Annotated in this window: 17 protein-coding genes and 3 riboswitches; of the genes, 14 read left to right on the top strand and 3 right to left on the bottom strand. The window is 57.5% G+C overall.

All coding sequences use genetic code 11. The features are described 5' to 3' along the window. Positions 1-44 precede the first annotated feature (44 nt). Positions 45-1,514, top strand: coding sequence for a spore germination protein (locus EL26_RS00205; protein WP_038083181.1), 1,470 nt, complete (start codon positions 45-47; stop codon positions 1,512-1,514). A 66-nt stretch (positions 1,515-1,580) separates the two neighbouring features. Here EL26_RS00205 and EL26_RS00200 read toward each other — a convergent pair whose 3' ends face one another. Next, entirely contained in the window at positions 1,581-1,961 is a 381-nt protein-coding gene (locus EL26_RS00200) for an Hsp20/alpha crystallin family protein (RefSeq protein WP_052035797.1), read from the bottom strand. Between the two features lie 60 nt (positions 1,962-2,021). On the opposite strand from EL26_RS00200, the gene EL26_RS24270 reads away from it, so the two are divergent. From EL26_RS24270 to EL26_RS00145, 11 genes are all read left to right on the top strand, one after another. After that, positions 2,022-2,336, top strand: a complete 315-nt coding sequence (locus tag EL26_RS24270; RefSeq protein WP_038083179.1) for a thioredoxin family protein — start codon at positions 2,022-2,024, stop codon at positions 2,334-2,336. 40 nt (positions 2,337-2,376) lie between these two features. Next, positions 2,377-4,155, top strand: coding sequence for an excinuclease ABC subunit UvrC (gene uvrC, locus EL26_RS00190; protein WP_152559136.1), 1,779 nt, complete (start codon positions 2,377-2,379; stop codon positions 4,153-4,155). A 38-nt stretch (positions 4,156-4,193) separates the two neighbouring features. After that, a riboswitch (Lysine riboswitch) is annotated at positions 4,194-4,386 on the top strand. A 147-nt stretch (positions 4,387-4,533) separates the two neighbouring features. Further along, on the top strand, positions 4,534-5,778 hold the full coding sequence (locus EL26_RS00185) for an aspartate kinase (RefSeq protein ID WP_038083174.1): 1,245 nt from the start codon (positions 4,534-4,536) through the stop codon (positions 5,776-5,778). A gap of 44 nt (positions 5,779-5,822) precedes the next feature. Next, a riboswitch (SAM riboswitch) is annotated at positions 5,823-5,942 on the top strand. A 75-nt stretch (positions 5,943-6,017) separates the two neighbouring features. Next, positions 6,018-7,070, top strand: a complete 1,053-nt coding sequence (locus EL26_RS00180; RefSeq protein ID WP_052035795.1) for an aspartate kinase — start codon at positions 6,018-6,020, stop codon at positions 7,068-7,070. Positions 7,071-7,148: 78 nt separating this feature from the next. Then, positions 7,149-7,275: riboswitch (SAM riboswitch) on the top strand. An 88-nt stretch (positions 7,276-7,363) separates the two neighbouring features. After that, complete coding sequence (gene metX, locus EL26_RS00175; protein ID WP_038083172.1) at positions 7,364-8,428, top strand: homoserine O-acetyltransferase MetX; 1,065 nt, start codon at positions 7,364-7,366, stop codon at positions 8,426-8,428. Then, positions 8,425-9,798 carry a homoserine dehydrogenase gene (locus EL26_RS00170; protein ID WP_052035794.1) on the top strand — a complete coding sequence of 458 codons (1,374 nt, stop codon included), beginning with the start codon at positions 8,425-8,427 and terminating at the stop codon, positions 9,796-9,798. Before metX ends, EL26_RS00170 begins: the two co-directional genes overlap by 4 nt. A 346-nt stretch (positions 9,799-10,144) precedes the next feature. Further along, positions 10,145-10,756, top strand: coding sequence for a succinate dehydrogenase cytochrome b558 subunit (locus EL26_RS00165; protein ID WP_152559126.1), 612 nt, complete (start codon positions 10,145-10,147; stop codon positions 10,754-10,756). A gap of 37 nt (positions 10,757-10,793) precedes the next feature. Beyond that, a complete protein-coding gene (sdhA, locus tag EL26_RS00160; protein ID WP_038083170.1) occupies positions 10,794-12,572 on the top strand; it encodes a succinate dehydrogenase flavoprotein subunit in 1,779 nt (592 codons plus the stop codon). Positions 12,573-12,597: 25 nt separating this feature from the next. Then, positions 12,598-13,347, top strand: a complete 750-nt coding sequence (gene sdhB / locus EL26_RS00155; RefSeq protein ID WP_038083168.1) for a succinate dehydrogenase iron-sulfur subunit — start codon at positions 12,598-12,600, stop codon at positions 13,345-13,347. Between the two features lie 223 nt (positions 13,348-13,570). Continuing rightward, entirely contained in the window at positions 13,571-14,029 is a 459-nt protein-coding gene (locus EL26_RS00150) for a chemotaxis protein CheX (protein WP_038083166.1), read from the top strand. A 152-nt stretch (positions 14,030-14,181) separates the two neighbouring features. Then, complete coding sequence (locus tag EL26_RS00145; protein ID WP_038083164.1) at positions 14,182-14,409, top strand: helix-turn-helix domain-containing protein; 228 nt, start codon at positions 14,182-14,184, stop codon at positions 14,407-14,409. A 62-nt stretch (positions 14,410-14,471) separates the two neighbouring features. Here the strand turns inward: EL26_RS00145 and EL26_RS00140 are convergent, their stop codons facing one another. Next, the gene (locus EL26_RS00140; RefSeq protein WP_038083163.1) at positions 14,472-16,217 is read right to left on the bottom strand and encodes a phytoene desaturase family protein; all 1,746 of its coding nucleotides are present in this window, start codon (positions 16,215-16,217) and stop codon (positions 14,472-14,474) included. Positions 16,218-16,242: 25 nt separating this feature from the next. Next, entirely contained in the window at positions 16,243-17,982 is a 1,740-nt protein-coding gene (locus tag EL26_RS00135; RefSeq protein WP_038083162.1) for a phytoene desaturase family protein, read from the bottom strand. Between the two features lie 341 nt (positions 17,983-18,323). On the opposite strand from EL26_RS00135, the gene EL26_RS00130 reads away from it, so the two are divergent. After that, complete coding sequence (locus tag EL26_RS00130; RefSeq protein WP_038083160.1) at positions 18,324-18,740, top strand: acyl-CoA thioesterase; 417 nt, start codon at positions 18,324-18,326, stop codon at positions 18,738-18,740. Next, complete coding sequence (locus tag EL26_RS00125) at positions 18,737-19,687, top strand: ACP S-malonyltransferase (protein WP_038083158.1); 951 nt, start codon at positions 18,737-18,739, stop codon at positions 19,685-19,687. Before EL26_RS00130 ends, EL26_RS00125 begins: the two co-directional genes overlap by 4 nt. Positions 19,688-19,700 lie beyond the last annotated feature (13 nt).

Here is a 19,700-nt window from a genome sequence, read left to right as displayed (position 1 = left end):
GTGAAAGAATGCCTGCCACAGGGAAAGGATGACAACACACCATCATGCAATCACCATCCGCCGCCCCGCGCAAACTCTCCAAAACGTTGCGCGACAACATCGACATTCTCAACCGCGAACTCGGCGTCAAAAAAAGCTTTGACATGATCTGTCGCGAACTGAACTACGCCGGGCGCGACTTCGCGCTGTACTTCATCGACGGCTTTGCCAAAGACGATATCATGAACCGCGTCATGGAACACCTCTCCGCTCTCCAACAGCAAAACTTCACCACCCAAGAAATTCAAATCCTGCTCGAAACCCAAATCGGCTACCTCGAAGTCGAATCGATCGACAACCTCGAAGACCTCAAAACCGCCGTGCTCTCCGGCCCGCTCGTCTTCTTGATCGACGGCGAAGACCGCGCCGTCTCCGTGGACGCCCGCACGTATCCGGCGCGCGGCCCGGAAGAACCGGACTTGGAGCGCGTCGTCCGCGGCTCCCGCGACGGATTCACGGAAACAGTCTGCTTCAACACCGCCCTGACCCGCCGCCGCATCCGCGACGAAGGGTTGCGCATGGAGTACGTGCGTGCCGGCGTCCGCTCCAAAACGGACATCGTCGTCGCCTACATCGACGGCATCGCCAACCCCGATCTGGTGGAGTTGGTCAAAAACAAAATCGGCGAGATCGAAATCGACGGCCTCCCGATGGCGGAAAAGACCGTGGAAGAGCTCGTGTTCGGACGCAATTGGAACCCTTACCCGCTCGTCCGCTACACCGAACGGCCGGACGTCGCCGCCGTGCATCTCTTGGAAGGGCATGTCCTGATCTACGTCGATACCTCGCCGAGCGTGATGATCACGCCGACGACGTTTTTTCACCATCTGCAACACGCCGAAGAGTTTCGGCAAAAACCGATCATCGGCGTGTTTGTCCGCTGGTTGCGGTTCGTCGCGATCATGCTTTCCATTTTTCTCTCGCCGCTGTGGCTCGGCTTGATTCTGTCGCCGTGGCTGCTGCCGCACGCGCTGATTTTCCTGCTGCCGGACAAAACGCTGACGTTGTCGCCGTTTTGGCAGATCATGGCTGCAGAGTTCGGCCTCGGCCTGCTGCGCATGGCGTCTGTGCACACGCCCAATCCGCTCGGCTCAGCTCTCGGGCTGGTGGCGGCGATGATGATCGGCTCGGTCGCGATCGATGTCGGTTTTTTCACAAACGAAGCGGTGCTGATCACGTCGATCGCCGCCATCGGCACGTTTGCCACGCCCAGTTACGAACTGGCGGTCGCCAACCAGATCGTGCGTTTGGGCATGCTGGTGTTGACCGGGATGTTTCACATCTGGGGGGTCGCTCTCAGCGTGATCCTCTGGCTGGTCTTGTTGATTCGCACCAAAGCGCTGGACACGCCGTACTTTTGGCCGTTGCTTCCGTTTAACCGCGCGGCGCTGCTTCATGTGCTGTTCCGTCCCCCGGCCGGTTGGAAAACGAAACGCCCGAAGATCCTGCACCCGCAAGACGACACCCCTCAATAAGTACGGAAGTAAAAAGCCTGCCGCGGGTCTGGTGCGGCAGGACTTTTTTGACGTTCTTGCTTTCACTCAGTCTTGAAATTCCACGCGGATGTTTTTGCCGGGAACGCTGGTGAGTTTTCGCATGGTGACGGTGAGCAGTCCATTGCGATAGGCGGCTTGCACCTGCTCCGGGTCGACGGCGATCGGAAGCGGCACGCTGCGGGAAAACGGCCCGTAGTGCCGCTCCGTATGCAACAGATCAAAGCCTTCCCCCTGCGGCTCTTCCCGCTCGACGTTGCCGTGCAGGGTCAGCATCGTCTCTTGAACGTGCAAGCGTACTTGTTCCGGGTGTGTCAAACCGGGCAATTCGCAATGGACGATCACGTCTTGGGGAGCCTGCCGCACTTCCACGCGCGGGCAGAGGTCGCCGTAGGGCGTCAGGCGGTGCAAGAGTTGGGACCAATTCATGAGGAAGCCTCCTTGACGAACGAAAAATCACATATAGTATGAGAAGGGGAGCGTGAAGGTATGAAACCAACATCGGAATCCAATCTTGAAAGGCAGCTCAGAGACGGGGTATCCCTGGTCTTCTTCCACGCTTCTTGGTGTTCGCCGTGCCAAACGATGGAAGAGGTGCTGGTCGAAATGCAAGAAGAGGCGGGAAGTTCGCTGCAAGTGCTCACTCTCGACATCGACGAAGAGGGCCGGTTGCTGCAGAAGTTCGGGATCATGAGCGTGCCGACTTTGCTGTTGTTTCAAAACGGCCATGAAGTCGAGCGGATCATCGGGTTGCAATCCAAGAAAGTCCTACTGGAGATGATCAAGCCGTTTTTGCTAGAATAGAGAGAGATGCGAACTTAGAAAGCGGGTGACCGACATGGACATTCGTGAGCGAATCCGTGAGAAGTTGAAACTCCTGCCCGACAAACCGGGCGTCTATCAGATGAAAAATGCAGACGGCGAGATCATCTACGTGGGCAAGGCGAAAGTCTTGAAGAACCGCGTGCGCTCGTACTTTACAGGCAGCCACGACGGCAAGACCCAACTGATGGTCTCGAACATCGCCGACTTCGAATATATCGTCACCAACACGGTCGTCGAAGCGCTGGTGCTCGAATGCAACATGATCAAGCAGTACAAACCGCCGTTCAACATCATGCTGCGCGACGACAAAACGTACCCGTATATCAAGATCACCAACGAAGAGCACCCGAAACTGGAGATCGTCCGCCGCGTGTCCAAGGACAAAGGCAAGTATTTCGGCCCCTATCCGAACTCGCAAGCGGCGTATGAAACCAAGAAGCTGCTCGACCGCCTCTATCCGCTTCGCAAGTGCAAGACGCTCAAGGACAAAGTGTGTCTCTACTACCACATCAACCAATGCGTCGCGCCGTGCGAATACAACGTGGAGCCGGAAACGTACCAAGGCATGGTCAAGGAGATCACCCGTTTCCTGAACGGCGGGCACCGCGAGATCGCCGACAACCTGCGCGATCAGATGATGCAGGAAGCGGAGAATTTGAATTTCGAGCGCGCCAAGGAGCTGCGCGATCAGATCGATGCCATCGAGCGCGTCATGGAGAAGCAAAAAGTCACGATGGCCGACACGGTCGACCGCGATGTATTTGGCTATTACGCCGACAAAGATCATATGTGCGTGCAAGTGTTCTACATGCGCCAAGGCAAATTGATTGAACGCGATGTCCAGATCTTCCCGTACCACGGCGAAGAGCGCGAGGACTTCCTGTCCTACGTCACACAATTTTACATCGACAACGCCGACCTCCCGCAAGAGATTCTCCTGCCCTACGAGGGCGAAGAAGCGCAAGTGCTGGAGGAGTGGCTCAAGGGCGTCAAAGTCAAAACCCCGCAGCGCGGCGACAAAAAACAACTGGTCGACATGGCGGCGGAGAACGCCAAGATCGCGCTCGACGAGCGGTTTAAATTGATGGAACGCGACCAAAACCGCACGATCCGCGCCGTCGAACAGCTCGGAGAAGCGATGATGATTCCTGCTCCGCGCCGGATCGAAGCGTTCGACAACTCGAACATCCAAGGCACCGATGCCGTGGCGGCGATGGTCGTGTTTGTCGACGGACAGCCGTTTCGCAAGGACTACCGCAAATTCAAGATCAAAACCGTCCAAGGCCCGGACGACTACGCGTCCATGCGCGAAGTCATCCGCCGCCGCTACACCCGTCTGCTCAAAGAGAACCAGCCGCTGCCGGACTTGGTGCTCGTCGACGGCGGTCGCGGACACATCAACGCGGCGCTGGACGTGTTGGAGAACGAACTCGGTCTCGACATCCCTGTCTGCGGGCTCGCCAAGGACGACCGTCACCGCACGTCGCAGTTGTTCTTGGGCGAAGACCCGGCGCCGGTGCCGATCGAGCGCACGTCGCAGGGCTTCTATCTGCTGACGCGCATCCAAGACGAAGTGCACCGCTTTGCGATCACGTTCCACCGCGAAACCAAAGGCAAGAACGCGTTTCGCTCGGTGCTCGACGACATTCCGGGCGTGGGAGAGAAGCGCCGCAAAGCGTTGCTCAAACACTTCGGCTCCGTGCAGGCGATGAAGGCCGCCTCCGTCGAGGAATACCGCCAAGCGGGAATCGGCGACAAGTTGGCGCGCGAGATCTTGAATTTTTTGGCTCAGGCATGATATACTAACACAAGTTTCATAGAACCTCATCTCTCAACGAGGTGAGTAGAGGCGCGAATCGATCAAGAGTACGTACGAGGAGAGACCGGGATCTCATTGAATCGTGGGGAAAGGGACATTCGCCGAAGTCGAGGACATACCGGGTGACCTCAGGCTGGGTCTGCATCGAACAGGTGCAGGACTGTCACGTGACGAAATTCACCCGTCGTCACGTGGAGGACTATCTCACAACCAAGGGAGACGAGGGACACCGTACGTCTGCTAACAGCCGTAGGAAGGGATGCCCCTTTCTTACGGCTGTTTTTTGATAAGGAACGGAGTCCGCTCGCCCGCCGTGTGAACAGTCAAGCACAGACAGGATGGGAGTGGAGGTACCACATGGCATTGATCGTGAAAAAGTTTGGCGGCTCTTCCGTCGCAAACCCTGAACGAATCCAGCGCGTGGCGCGCCGAGTTGTGGAAACGGCGCAAGCAGGCCACCAAGTGGTCGTCGTCGTCTCCGCGATGGGAGACACCACCGACGATTTGATCGACCTCGCTCGTCAACTGACGAGCAATCCGTCTCCGCGCGAGATGGACATGCTGCTCACGACCGGGGAGCAGATCTCCATCGCGTTGCTCGCGATGGCGATTCAAGAGCTCGGGCAGAACAGCCTCTCGTTCACCGGAGGTTTGGCGGGCATCACCACCGAAGCGGTGCACGGGCGCGCCCGGATCACCGACATTGAGCCGTCCCGTTTGCACGGGGCGCTGAACGACGGCAATGTCGTCATCGTTGCCGGTTTCCAAGGCATCACGGAGGACGGTTCGATCACGACGCTGGGACGCGGCGGTTCGGACACGACGGCCGTGGCGCTGGCGGCCGCGCTGAAAGCGGATCTTTGCGAAATTTACACCGACGTGGACGGGGTCTACACCACCGACCCGCGCGTCGTCAAAGCGGCGAGCAAGCTTCCGGCGATCTCGTATGACGAGATGCTGGAACTCGCGCACTTGGGCGCAGGCGTGCTGCACCCGCGCGCCGTCGAGTTCGCCAAACAATACAACGTCGCACTGATGGTGCGCTCCAGCTTCAATCACAATCCAGGTACGCTGGTCGAGGAGGTCGCAGCAATGGAACAAGGACAAATCGTACGAGGCATCGCACATGACATGAACGTGGTGAAAATCGGTTTGGTCGGCATGCAGAGCCGCATCGGCAACTTGCAGCGCATCTTCCAAGCGCTCGCCGAACAATCGATCAACGTCGACATCATCGTCACGTCCGTGGTGCACGACGCGCAATCGGACATCTCGTTTACGATCGGCGAGGACGATTTGAACACCGCCTTGGACACGCTGAAGACCCAGTTCCCGGACGTGCAAATCGCCGTGGAGCAAAACCTCGCGAAAGTCTCCATCGTCGGCGCGGGCATGATCTCGAACCCGGGCGTGGCGGCACAGATGTTTGCGGCTTTGGCGCAAGCGGGCATCTCGATCAAGATGGTTTCCACGTCGGAAATCAAAGTGTCGACCGTGATCGACCAAGAGCGCGCGCACGAAGCGGTTCGCACGCTGCATACATCGTTTGGCCTCGATTCCGTGCAAGAAGCGGTCGTGGCAGGTCTTGACAGCAACGCGTAACCCGTGGTACAACTGGATATAACTTCATAACACGAATGTTTTGACTCTTATCGAGAGCGGCGGAGGGACTGGCCCGACGAAGCCCGGCAACCTCGTTCGTACCCACACGAACGAAGAGGTGCTAAATCCAGCAGGTGTGCGCATGCGCATCTGGCAGATAAGAGGTGGAACCCTGACTTCAGGACCCCCTCTTTTTTCGAAAAGTGGGGGTTTTTTATATGATCTTAGGGGGATTCCACATGTCACTCATCGTACAAAAATTCGGCGGCACCTCGGTCGCCAACCCGGAACGGATTCAGAAAGCGGCAAAGCGCCTTGTGGAAACGGCGCGTCGCGGACACCGCGTCGTCGGCGTTGTGTCCGCGATGGGGCACACGACAGATGAATTGCTGGAGTTGGCGGGGCAGTTGACGGAGAATCCGTCTCCGCGCGAAATTGACATGCTGCTCTCCACCGGCGAGCAAATCACGTCGGCGCTCATGGCGATGGCGGTGCAACAAGCAGGAGTCCCGGCCGTCTCGTTGACGGGCGGTCATGCGGGCATCCGCACCGAGTCGGAGCACGGCCGCGCGCGCATCACGTCGATCGACCCGGCGCGCATCTTGGCGGAGCTTGGCGAGGGCAAGATCGTGATCGTCGCCGGGTTTCAAGGCTTGACGGAGACGGGCGAGATCGCGACGCTCGGACGAGGAGGTTCCGACACGACCGCCGTCGCGTTGGCGGGGGCGTTGGGAGCGGGTCTATGCGAAATCTACACCGACGTCGACGGCGTGTACACCACAGACCCGCGCATCGTGCCGCACGCGCGGCGCATCGACGAAATTCCGTACGACGAGATGTGGGAATTGGCGTCGCTCGGAGCCAATGTCCTGCACCCGCGTGCGGTCGAAGCGGCGCGCCGTCACGGTGTTCCGGTGCGCGTGCGCTCTTCGTTTGACTACGAAGACCCGGGCACGCTGCTTTCGCCGACGGTCCATACGGTGCCTCCGCTGTCCGTCTACGGCATCGCCGTCGATTCCGAACCGCAGTCGCAGCTCGCCAAGGTATCCGTCGTCGCCACGCCGCTGACGACGGGAGAGCGGCTTCACGGGCAGGTGCAAGACGCGCTGGAGCAAGCCGGCATCGAGACAGCAGACATCGTCTCGTCTCCTGCCTCCTGTACCTGCCTCGTGGAAAAAAACAACGCTCACGCCGTCGTCCGCGTCTTGCACACCGCACTCGGCCTCGACCAAAGCGGCGAGAATGGTTCAACGATTGACCGCATACCGGTTGAATCATACGAAAATTCTTGACGCATGTGAGGGAGTCGTGTTACAACTTGGGAAGACTTTGATCGTCTTAAATGTTTCAATAAACCTATAGTGTGAAAACTCTTATCGAGAGCGGCGGAGGGACTGGCCCGACGAAGCCCGGCAACCTCGTCTGTCTACACAAACAGACGAAGAGGTGCTAAATCCAGCAGACATGGCGTGCAGATGCCGGTCTGGCAGATAAGAGGCGGAACTGGACATACAGGACCTCCTCTTGTGATTCACAAGCAGGGGGTCTTTTTCTATGATCCCACGGAGAAAGGATGGGAACCACGATGAAGGTGTTGGAGAAGTGTCGCACGGGCAAGCGCGTGTTGCCGGAAGTTGTGTTGGAGAGCGGGGCTGTGCTTCGCGAGGTCGAAGCGGCGTATGAAACCTACGGAGAATTGAACGAGACGGGGACGAACGCGGTGCTCGTCTGCCATGCGCTGACGGGCGACGCGCAGGCGGCGGCGTGGTGGAACGGTGTGATCGGACCGAAGCAAGCGCTGGACACGGAGCGATACTTTGTGATCTGCTCGAACGTGCTCGGCGGTTGCGTCGGCTCGACGGGGCCGCAGTCGGTGAACCCGGAGACGGGGCGTCCCTACGGCAGTTCGTTTCCGGTTGTCACGATCCGCGACATGGTGCATCTGCAACACCGCTTGTTGCAAGAACTCGGCGTTTCGGAACTGCACCTCGTCATCGGCGGTTCGATGGGCGGCTTGCAAGCGATCGAGTGGGCAGTCACCTACCCGTCGTTCGTGCGGCATTGCATCCCGATCGCTTCGGCGCAACAGCTGTCCGCCCTCGCCATCGCCTACAACGACGCGATGCGCTCGGCGGTCACCAACGACCCGGCGTGGAACGGCGGGGACTATTACGGCGGAGCGGGTCCGGTGCAAGGCTTCGCGCTCGCCCGCAAGATCGGCATGATCACGTACCGCTCCTTCGAACTGTTCCAAGACCGTTTCGGGCGGGAGACGGCACCGAACGGCACTTTCCAGATTCAAAGCTATCTCGCGCATCACGGACAGAAGCTCGTCAACCGATTTGACGCCGGGAGCTACCTCTGCCTGCTGAACGCGATGGACGGCCACGACGTCGGGCGGGGGCGCGGCGGTCTGCAAGCGGCGCTGCGGCAAATCACCGCTCGCGTCCTGTGGGTGGGCATCGACAGCGACCGGCTGTACACGGCGGCGGAGCAGCGCGCCTGCTACGAAGCGTTGAAGGGCGCAGGCGTGAAGTGCTCGTACGCGGAGATTCAATCGGTGCACGGACACGATGCGTTTTTGATCGAACGGGAGCAAACGGCGGAGATCGTGAAAAGTTTTTTACAACGAGTGGAGGGAACGGTATGACAACAGAGAAAAAAGGCACGGTTCGCGTAGGGATTTTGGGTCTCGGCACCGTCGGCGGCGGTGTTTTCAAGACCCTTCACAGCAACCGGGAAACGATTCGCAAACGCACGGGCTTCGAAGTGGAAGTGACGTCGATTCTCGTGCGCGACTTGGAGAAAGAGCGCCAGTTCGACATCGACCAGAACTTGCTGACGCTGGACCCGCAAGAGGTGTTGAACGCCGAGTGCGACATCTTGATCGAGGTGATGGGCGGACTGGAACCGGCGCGCACGGTGATCACCGAAGCCTTGCAGGGCGGCCGCCATGTGATCACGGCGAACAAAGAACTGATGGCAAAGCATGGAGCCGAGTTGCTCGACATCGCCGAGCAAAGCGGGGCTCATCTGCTGTTTGAAGCGAGCGTGGCCGGGGGCATTCCGGTCATTCGCATGTTGCAGGGCTATCTGACGGCGAACCGCGTCAAGAGCATCTCCGGCATCTTGAACGGCACCTGCAACTACATTTTGACGGAGATGGCGCGCACGGGACGCGAGTACGCCGACATCCTCGAAGACGCCAAAGCGCTCGGCTATGCGGAAGCGGATCCGACCAGCGACGTCGAGGGGTTCGATGCGGCGTACAAACTGGCGATCTTGACCAACCTCGCTTACGAAGCGTGCGTCGACCTCGCGCAGATCGAGCGCGAGGGCATCACCCGTCTGCAAGCGGCCGATCTGGAACTGGCAGATTCTTTGGGTTATTCCATTAAGTTGATCGGCAGCGCGAGAGAAGCGGAGCAGGGAGGAGTGCAGCTGTCGGTTCGCCCGCGCCTGTTGCCCAAATCCCATCCGCTCGCCAACATCAACGACGTGTTCAACGCCGTGACGATTCAAGCGGACGTCGTCGGCGAGCTGACGTTCTCCGGGCGCGGGGCCGGGGAGTTCCCCACCGCCAGCGCCGTCATTGAAGACCTGACCGCTCTGCTGTGCGGCGAGAGTTCGATCCGCCGCCCCTCGTGGAAGCGTCCCGTCCAAGGGAGCGCCGCCGGGAAAAACGCGCAACAGGCTTGGTATCTGTCTTATTGTTGTACACCGGCCGATGTGCAGAAGCTTGAAGTGGAAGTGGTGGAAAGCCTGCTGGCGCACGGGTCCTTTCTCGCGTCGCGCGGTGAAAGTGCATTAAAAAGCGGTGTAATCCGTCAAAGTTGGCTCATCGGGGGCGCAGAGGAGTCGAATCTCCTGCAAACTTTACAAACACTCTACAAAACAGGGGCAGAGGAGCGTACAGCGGTGCTCCTGCCTGTTGATGGTGAAATTGAACCGGGTGTAGAATGGAAGCAACAAGTTCCTTCGGTCAACGAAGAAATGCTTTCCGTTCGCCATGCGTTGTAGCACATCCGGCTCTGGTCATGCTGCAAAGGCATGACCTTTTTGTTTCTTTCCCATACTAGGCATGCTGTGGGAGTGAAAATGGGTAAAACATTGTATTTGGCAGAGCAATTCGACAGTATACGTCAAATGGTGCCGAGGTATGTGTGACAGTTTCTTGACATCACTTCTGCCAAAACAGTACAATTTATAAAGCGTTAACAGGCCGCCGGAGCCCCTCCGGGAGGTCCAGCCAAAGGGGGCGCATCATATCGGTTTCATGGGAGCGTAAAATCGGGTATGTGATAAATTGCACGTACCGGGGAAGCACGGCCGTGAAAGCACGGCTATTTTCGGAAGGAGGATCTTTGTGGCAAACCAACAAGTTAACCGAGACTTTCTGTTCCGCCGTTTGCACAGTTTGCTCGGGGTAGTACCGATCACTTTGTTCTTGTTCATCCACTTGACCATGAACGCATTTGCAACCAAGGGGGCTGACGCGTTCAACGCGAAAGCGCAAACTCTGGAGAGCATGCCGTTCCTGCCGGTTATCGAGTGGGTGTTCATCTTCTTGCCGCTTCTGTATCATGGCATTTACGGCATGTATGTCGCGTACACCTCCGGGTACAATGGTTCCAAGTATTCTTGGGGTCGCAACGTGATGTTCACCCTGCAGCGCGTATCGGGTGTTGTCACCTTCATCTTCATCCTGTATCACCTCTGGACTGCTAAGGTCTTGCCGGACGGTCCGTCCTTTGACATGGTGCAACAAATTCTTAGCAACCCGCTGCAATACGCATTCATGATCATCGGTACCGTCTGCGCGGTCTTCCACCTTGCCAACGGCCTTTGGGGCTTCTTGATCCACTGGGGCGTTACGGTCGGCCCGCGTGCGCAACGCGTTTCCGCTTATGTGCTGATGCTTCTGTTCGTCGTGCTGTCGGGCGTCGGCGTGTCCGCACTGGTGGCATTCCACGGTTAATCGTCTCAGGCAATCGCACAGTTAGGGAGGAAATGCAATGAGTAAACAACGCATCGTCGTCGTCGGGGGCGGCCTTGCAGGCTTGATGGCAACCATCAAGAGCTGTGAAGAAGGCATCCCGGTCGACTTGTTCTCGTTAGTACCTGTTAAGCGTTCTCACTCTGTGTGCGCACAGGGTGGCATCAACGGTGCCGTCAACACCAAGGGCGAGGGTGACTCCCCGTGGGAACACTTTGACGACACCGTCTACGGCGGGGACTTCCTCGCAAACCAACCGCCGGTCAAAGCGATGTGCGATGCAGCGCCGGGCATCATCCACTTGATGGACCGCATGGGCGTTATGTTCAACCGCACCCCGGAAGGTCTGCTCGACTTCCGTCGTTTCGGCGGCACCCAATACCACCGCACCGCGTTTGCGGGCGCAACGACCGGCCAACAGCTGCTCTACGCGCTCGACGAACAAGTGCGCCGCTTTGAATCGCAAGGTCTCGTTCAGAAGTACGAAGGCTGGGAATTCCTCTCCGCAATCGTGGACGAAGAGGGCGTTTGCCGCGGCATCACCGCGCAAGACCTGCGTTCGATGGAGATCCACTCCTTTGCTGCGGACGCTGTCATCATGGCGACCGGCGGCCCGGGCCTCGTGTTCGGCCGTTCCACCAACTCGATCATCAACACCGGTACCGCAGCGTCCGCTCTGTACCAACAAGGTGTCAAATACGCAAACGGCGAGTTCATCCAGATCCACCCGACCGCGATTCCGGGCGACGACAAACTGCGTCTCATGTCCGAATCCGCACGCGGTGAAGGCGGCCGCGTCTGGACGTACAAAGACGGCAAGCCGTGGTACTTCCTCGAAGAAAAATACCCGGCGTACGGCAACCTCGTTCCGCGCGACATCGCAACCCGCGAGATCTTCCACGTCTGCGTAGACCTTGGCCTCGGCATCAACGGCGAGAACATGGTGTACCTCGACGTATCGCACATTCCGAAAGAAGTCCTCGACGTCAAACTCGGCGGGATCATGGAGATCTACGAGAAGTTTGCCGGCGACGACCCGCGCAAAGTCCCGATGAAAATCTTCCCGGCGGTCCACTACTCGATGGGCGGCATGTGGGTTGACTTCGTCGACGATCACAAAAACGGCCGTTTCAACCAGATGACCAACATCCCGGGTCTGTTTGCAGCGGGCGAATGCGAATACCAATACCACGGCGCAAACCGTCTGGGCGCAAACTCCCTGCTCTCCGCGATCTTCGGCGGCATGGTGACCGGTCCGTCGGCTGTCAAGTATGCCAAAGGGCTCAAGAAGTCCACGGCAGACCTCGACAAGTCCGTGTTTGAAACCGAGCGCAAGAAGCAAGAGCAGAAGTACGAAGCGATCCTCAAGATGGAAGGCACGGAGAACCCGTACGCGCTGCATCGTGAACTCGGCCAAGTCATGACCGACAACATGACCGTCGTTCGTTACAACGACCGCCTCAAGAAGACCGAAGAGAAGATCGTCGAACTGATGGAACGCTACAAGAACATCAACATGGCTGACAAGTCCCGTTGGGAGAACATGATGGCTCCGTTCACCCGCCAGCTGTGGAACATGCTCGAACTGGCGCGCGCGATGACCGTTTCCGCGTTGCTGCGCGACGAGTCCCGCGGTGCGCACTACAAGCCGGACTTCCCGGAACGCGACGACGAGAAGTTCCTGAAGTCCTCGATCGCGACCTGGACTCCGGACGGCCCGGTCATCTCCTACGAAGATGTCGACGTCTCCCTGATCAAACCGCGTCTGCGCAACTACGCAGTCGACAAGCACGCGTAAGAAATAGAGGAAGGAGGAGACAGACATGAGCCAAAAAGAAATTCATGTAATCATTGAACGCCAAGACCGTCAAGACGCTCAACCGTACACGGAGGAATTCCGCATTCCGTACCGTCCGAACATGAACGTCATCGCGTGTCTGATGGAAATCCAGCGCAACCCGCGCAACTCGTCCGGCAAGGACGTTGCTCCGGTCGCATGGGAATCCAACTGCTTGGAAGAAATTTGCGGCGCTTGCATGATGGTGATCAACGGCAAGCCGCGTCAAGCCTGCTCTGCGCTGGTTGACCAACTGGAGCAGCCGATCCGCTTGAAACCGGCTCGCACCTTCCCGGTCGTCCGCGACCTCGTCATCGACCGTTCCCGTATGTTCAAGGCCCTGCAACGCGTCAAGGCATGGGTGCCGATCGACGGTACCTACGACCTCGGAGCAGGCCCGCGCATGGCAGAGCGCGACCGTCAGTGGGCGTACGAGCTCTCCAAGTGCTTCACCTGCGGCGCATGCGTCGAAGCGTGCCCGAACGTCAACGAGCGCACCAAGTTTATCGGTCCGTTCGCGATTTCCCAAGTTCGTCTCTTCAACACGCACCCGACCGGCGAAATGCACAAAGAAGACCGCTTCGAAGCTCTGATGGGCGAAGGCGGCATTCATGAGTGCGGCAACTCGCAAAACTGCGTGCAAGTGTGCCCGAAGGGCATTCCGCTGACCACCTCGATTGCAGCGATGAACCGTGCGGTCAACCGCCACGCGCTGTCGTCTTGGCTGAAGCGCTAGTTTCGCGAAACACCAAGACCACCTGTTCATTGTCGACAGGTGGTCTTTTTTATAGTCAAGTCTTGTCGAAATCTCGGGTTTAGCTTATAATGATAAAATAAGTGTCCTTCATTAATAGGTATACTCCGTGAGCNAATCTCGGGTTTAGCTTATAATGATAAAATAAGTGTCCTTCATTAATAGGTATACTCCGTGAGCATGAGCAAAGGGGATGTGGTACTCCATGCACGCACAGATCATAGTTCCGTTTCTTGAGTCAGCCCAACAAGTCCTCCAGATGATGACCCCCGCAGCGATGACTCCGGGAACGGTAACGTCGGCGACCCCCGACCTTCAAATGCATCATGTCTGGATTCGAATTGATTTGAAGGGTCACATGGATGGTCAGGTCGCGTTCGGCCTCTCTCCGGAGATGGCGTTGAAAATTGCCTCCGCGATGATGGGCGGCTTTGAGTTGAGCGCCTTCGATGAGATGAGCCAGAGTGCGATCGCTGAGCTGGCCAACATGATTTCAGGCAATGCTTGTATGCAACTTTCCAACAGCGGCTTTAACTTCGACATCACGCCGCCGCGGGTGCAAGTGGGCGACACGATCACCCAACCGGCTCAAGAGATCGCGTATGCGGTACCGCTCGAATTGCAAGAGATGGGGATCATGGAAATCAAATTGCTCGTCGAGTAACGGCGACACAACGGGAAGGTCTTTCCATGGGGAGACCTTTTTTTGTTTTGTTCGGGTTGAACTCCGCACCGATAGGGGCCCCCTGCACATAAGATAACCTGACTGAATCCCTGAAACCTTGACTTCATGACCCGAGCAAGGAGGGATCGAGAGTGACAGCGGGCAAGGACACGCGAGGAAAATCCCTACTCACCATTCGCGAACGGGAAGTCTTTGAACTTCTCGTTCAAGACAAAACGACCAAGGAAATCGCTGACCAACTGTTCATCAGCGAGAAGACGGTTCGCAACCACATTAGCAATGTGATGAAGAAGCTCAACGTAAAAGGACGCTCGCAAGCCGTGGTCGAGTTGGTGCGACTCGGGGAATTGCAGATCTGACTGCCGCTCTCCCAAAAAAAGACCGTCGGGATCCGAATACGATCTCGACGGTCTTTTTGTATTTACTTGACAGACGCTGCTTGGCGGGACTCGAAGTACGGTTTGACAGCCTCGGCGACGAAGCCGCCGGAGATCAGCACCGCTTCGACGCCTGCACCCAGGTGGCCTGCGCCGCAGATGTAGAGGCCCGGCATCGGGGTTTTGGTTTTCGGGAACTCGTTGACGCGGTCCGGCTTCGTGCCGTAGACCGAGCCTTGGTAGGTGCGGATGAAGCGGGACGCGGAGCGCGGCGTCGACACTTCGGACCAGATCATGTTCTCGTACGCTTCTTGGTCGATCTCTTTGACGATCTCTTCCATGAAGAACTCCTGCAGGCGCTTCTTGAACGCTGCGTACTCTTCCGGAGACATGCGGTTGTAGAAGTCGGCGTCCGCTTTGGCGACGAGGTTGATCGTCAAACCGCCTTCGCCTTCCGGGAACAGCGACGGGTCGTGCGCCGGAGACGAGAAGTAGGCGGTGCGAACGAAGGTCAGGCCGTACTCTTCCAGCACTTTCGGCTCTTTGAAGTAGTAGGTGACCATCGCTTTGTGTTTGAACGGCTTGGACATCGCGCCTTGGAAGATGAACGCCGAAGCGGACGGCTTCAAGCCTTTGACCAGCTCTTGGTATTCTTCGGTCAGGTGTTCCAGACCCAGCAGTTTTTCAAACGTCATGCGGGTGTCGGCGTTGGAGACGATGATCGGCGCGTAGAAGTTGCCGCGGTTGGTTTCCACGCCGGTGACTTTGCCGTCCTCGACGATAAATTTGTGAACTTGCGTGTTGACCATGATCTTGCCGCCGTACTCTTGGTATTTCCCGATGAACGCGTGCGCCAGTTTGGACGAACCGCCCTTGACGCGGAAACCGCCGATGAGGAAGTAGCCGAGCAGCGGCAACATGTCGGACGTCGGGGTGTTTTCGTTGGCGTCGCCGATGAAGTGGGAGAGCATGGAGACTTCTTTTTTCAACATCGGGTCTTTCAAGTACTCGTCCATAAACTCGCCCCAAGAGGTGTTCATGAGGTGGTAGTTGTGAGGATGCAGTTGCGCGTACGACATCACTTCTTCCTCCGTCGGCATGCGCGGGGTGAGGCGGTCTTCTTCGAAGAAGGAGTACTTCTCTGCATACGCCTTGATCGCGTAGTCGAAGAAGTTGCGGATGCCCGCTTCCTCGTCCGGGTAACGCGAGACGAGCGATTCGGTCCAGCCTTCCATCGTGTTCGGCAACTCCCAGTAGTGGCCGTTGTAGGAGAAGTGGAACTCGGTCTTCAGGAATTCGAGCTCTTTCCAGAGGTCGTGGCGGGTCAAGAAATGGTTGACGGCGCCCATCGGCCCGAGGCCGGAGATCGATTCCACGCCCGCTTCGATGATGTACTTGCCTTTGCGGGTGTAGGTGTGGGTGGCGCCGCCGTAGACGGAGTGACCTTCGAGCATCAGCACTTTCGCGCCGGCTTGAGCCAGTTCCACGCCGGCGGTCATGCCGCCGACACCGGAACCGACGATGATCACGTCATATTGGTCATCGCCCTCCGGCGCTGCCGGGTGGATCGTCGGTTCCCAATCGGTTTCCGGCGGTTGGCCGGTCTCCAGGAACTTCTGCATCGCGGAATAGGTTTCGGTGTAGACTTCTTCGATCAACTTGATCTGTTCCGGAGAACCTTCCGGGAACGTCGCGATCAATTCCAGCGCTTTTTCCAAGCGGGTGTCGCCGGAGAACGTGGCGACTTGGCGGATAAACTCCAGTTGTTCCGTAACTTGCTCGTTAGCCATTCGTTGAACCTCCTATGAGAAAAAATTATTGAACTGCCGCAGCGCGGCGAGCTTCAAAGTGCGGCTTGATTTTTTCAGACGCATAGCCGCCGGAGATGACGACCGCCTCCACGCCCGGGCCGTGTACGCCGGCACCGCAGAGGTACAGGCCTTGGATCGGCGCGTTGGTGTTCGGGAATTTGCGGTCTTTGTCAAAGCGGATGTTGTAGATCGATCCTTGGTAGGTGCGCAGGTACTGGCGTGCCGTTTTCGGAGAGGAAATTTCGTGCCAGATCAAGCTGTCTTTCAACTCCGGATCGATTTTGTCCAACAGTTTCATGAAGGTGCCGCTGAGCTTTTCTTTGAGCTCGGCGTACTCTTCCTTGCTCATGTTGGCGTACTTGTCCGCGTTCGCCGGGTAGTTCAAGTTGATCGTCAGTTGGCCTTCTCCCGCCGGAAGCGTGTCCGGGTCATGAGCGCCGGCGGAGACGTACGCGCAACGGCCGATGGTGAGCCCGATTTCCGGGGCTTCGACCGGTTCATCGAGGTAGTACGTGACGATCGCATCGGTCGGGAACGGCTTGGAGAAGATCCCTTGGAAGATAAACGCCGACATCGACGGTTCGAGAGTGGCGACTTTCGCTTGGTATTCTTCGGAGAGGTGCTCCAGACCGACGAGGTTTTCGTAGGTCAGGCGCGGGTCGACGTTGGAGATGACCACAGGCGCGTAGAACGTGCCTTTTTCCGTTTGCACGCCCTTCGCGACGCCGTCTTCGATGATGATTTTGTTGACGGTGACCGAGTGGCGGGCCGTGCTGCCGTACTCGCGGAGCTTGCCGACCAACGCGTTCGCCAGTTTCGCCGAACCGCCTTTGATCCGGTAGCCGCCGACGATGAAGTAGCCGAGCAGCGGGAGCATGTCGGACGTCGGGGTGTCTTCGTTGCGGTCGCCGATGAAGTGCGAGAGCAGGGAGACTTCCTTGCGCAGGCCCGGGTCTTTCAAGTATTCGCCCATGAACTCACCCCAGGTGGTGGTCATCAAGCGGTAGTTGTTCGGGTGGATTTGCTGGTACGACATCTTCTCTTCATCGGTCGGCGGACGGGGCGTGATGCGGTCCGGAGCGAAGAAGGAGTACTTCTCTTCATACGCGTTGATCGCGATCTTGAAGAACTCGCGGACGCCTTCCGCGTCGCTCGGGTAGCGCGTGCAGAGGTCGTCGATCCAAGCTTCCAACGTGTTCGGGATCTTGACGTAGCGCGTGCCCAGACGGAAGTGGAAGCTCGTCTTCAGCAATTCGATCTCTTTCCAGAGGTCGTGACGCTTCAAGAAATGGTTGACGCTGCCGAGATGGCCGAGGCCGGAGACCGTTTCCACGCCCGCGTCAAAGATGTACTTGCCTTTGCGCATGTAGTTATGAGCGGCACCCCCGAAAGAGTAGTGCGCTTCGAGTACCAACACTTTTGCGCCCGCAGATGCGAGCTCAACACCGGCGGTGAGGCCACCCATGCCGGAGCCGATGATAATCACGTCATATTGGTCGTCGCCTTCCGGGGCTTGGGGCAGAATGGTCGGCTCCCATTCCAGTTCCGGAGCGGACGCTTGGCTGTAGCCATTCATCGCTTCTTTCACTTGGCGGTAGACTTCCGCGACCAGACCTGCTTGCTGAGGAGAACCTGCCGGCATCATTTGAATCATCGACAGGGCAGCTTTCAAGCGAGCATCGCCGGTCAATTCTGCGGCTTGCTTCAGGAATTCAATTTGTTCCAGCAATTGATCCTTAGACATTCCATGACCTCCTAGAGATGTGGGGGTTTTTTTGAAGTACTATCAGGTTGGATATTTTACTAATTAGCAAAACTTACAACATGTAATAACCTTGACTTCGCGGTCAAATATAACATAAAAACATCGTCTGTGTAAATGTATCAGGCTTAAAAATAGCGTAACTTTGTTTTATGGACGACAGATTGAAATTACTCGTACGTACAGCTGATTACTTGGTAACTTCACTTATTGTAAATCATAATTCTAACTTTCTTTGGTTATGTTGAAATTTAATTGTTTGTATGATACAACTACGGATATGGTAATGTAAAATATTCTAAACATCTGTTGGGGTGAACTTCATGAAATGGGTGAAAACCGAGCTGGACGTGCGCTATGTCGAGTGTGACCCCATGAACGTCGTGCATCACTCTCATTATCTCGTCTGGTTTGAGATCGGGAGGATCGCCTTGGCTCGGGAAGCCGGCATCGACTTCTCCAAGTTATCTGAAGAGATGTACTTGCCGGTCATCGACTTCCGATGCCAACTCAAAGACTCGGCCCGCTACGGGCAGACCGTCGTGGTCGAAACGGCGCTGGAGCGGCCGACCAAAGCACTCTTGGAGTTCAAATACCGAGTGTTGCGCAAACAGGGTCGTCAGCTGTTGGCGACAGGTGAAACGCGGCACGCGATGACCACTTCCGCCGGACAGTTGATCGTCCGCATCCCGGAAGAGGTTCAACAAAAAATCGATGACTTTCTCGGAGGGATTGTATGAAGACGGCGTTTATCTTCCCGGGTCAAGGTACGCAAGCGGTCGGTATGGGCCGCGACTTCACGGCACGCCATCCGGCTGTTTTCGGTCCGCTGTTTGAAGAAGCGAACGACATCCTCGGGTTTGATTTGAAAAAGCTCTGTTTCCAAGGGCCGATTGAGGAGCTGACAGACACGTCAGTTGCGCAATCGGCGATTTATACCGTCAGCGTCGGCGTTCACCGCTTGCTGATGCAGGAAGGGTTCAAGCCGGACATCGTCGCCGGTCTCAGCCTCGGCCAGTTCGCCGCCATCGCCGCTTCCGGCGCGATGACGTTTCAAGACGGTCTGAACATCGTCAAACGGCGCGGCAAGCTGATGTCGGAAGTGAAGCGCTTGGGCGAGATGGTCGCCGTGATCACTCTCAATGAAGAGACGATGGATCACGTCAAGGAAATCGTCGCCGCGCGCGGCGGCAACATCGGCGTCGACAACTCGCCGACGCAGGTGGTGCTCTCCGGAGAAGCGGAGACGATGCGCGCGCTGTTTGAGGAACTGGGCACGATCACCGGCGTGAAACCGCGCATGCTGCGCGTCTCGCAAGCGTTCCACTCCGAGTTGATGGCGGAGATGGAAGACGAGCTGATGGACTATGTGGCGCAGTTTCCGCTGCAGCGCCCGGATACGCCGATCATCTTGAACTGCGAAGCGTCGGTGGAGTACACGCTGCAAGCGATCCTCGACGACATCCGCGGCCAATGCACCAAGACGGTGCAATGGCGCAAAACGGTGGACAAGCTGGCGGAACTCGGCGTGGACACGCTGGTGGAAGTCGGGGCGAGCCGCACGCTGGTCGGCCTGATGAAAGCGTGGCCGCAGCACAAATGGACGCTGTGCACCACCGATTCGACCTCCAATTACATGCGGACGGTCAAAACGCTGAAAACGCAAGCTGGAGTTCTCAAAGGGTAAGGGGGAGCTGAGA

Origin of the sequence: Tumebacillus flagellatus, from assembly GCF_000714935.1 — a bacterium.
In the GTDB taxonomy this organism is placed as follows: domain Bacteria; phylum Bacillota; class Bacilli; order Tumebacillales; family Tumebacillaceae; genus Tumebacillus; species Tumebacillus flagellatus.
The sequence above is the reverse complement of the archived record's forward strand: the minus strand, read 5'-3'. Positions and strand labels throughout refer to the sequence as shown.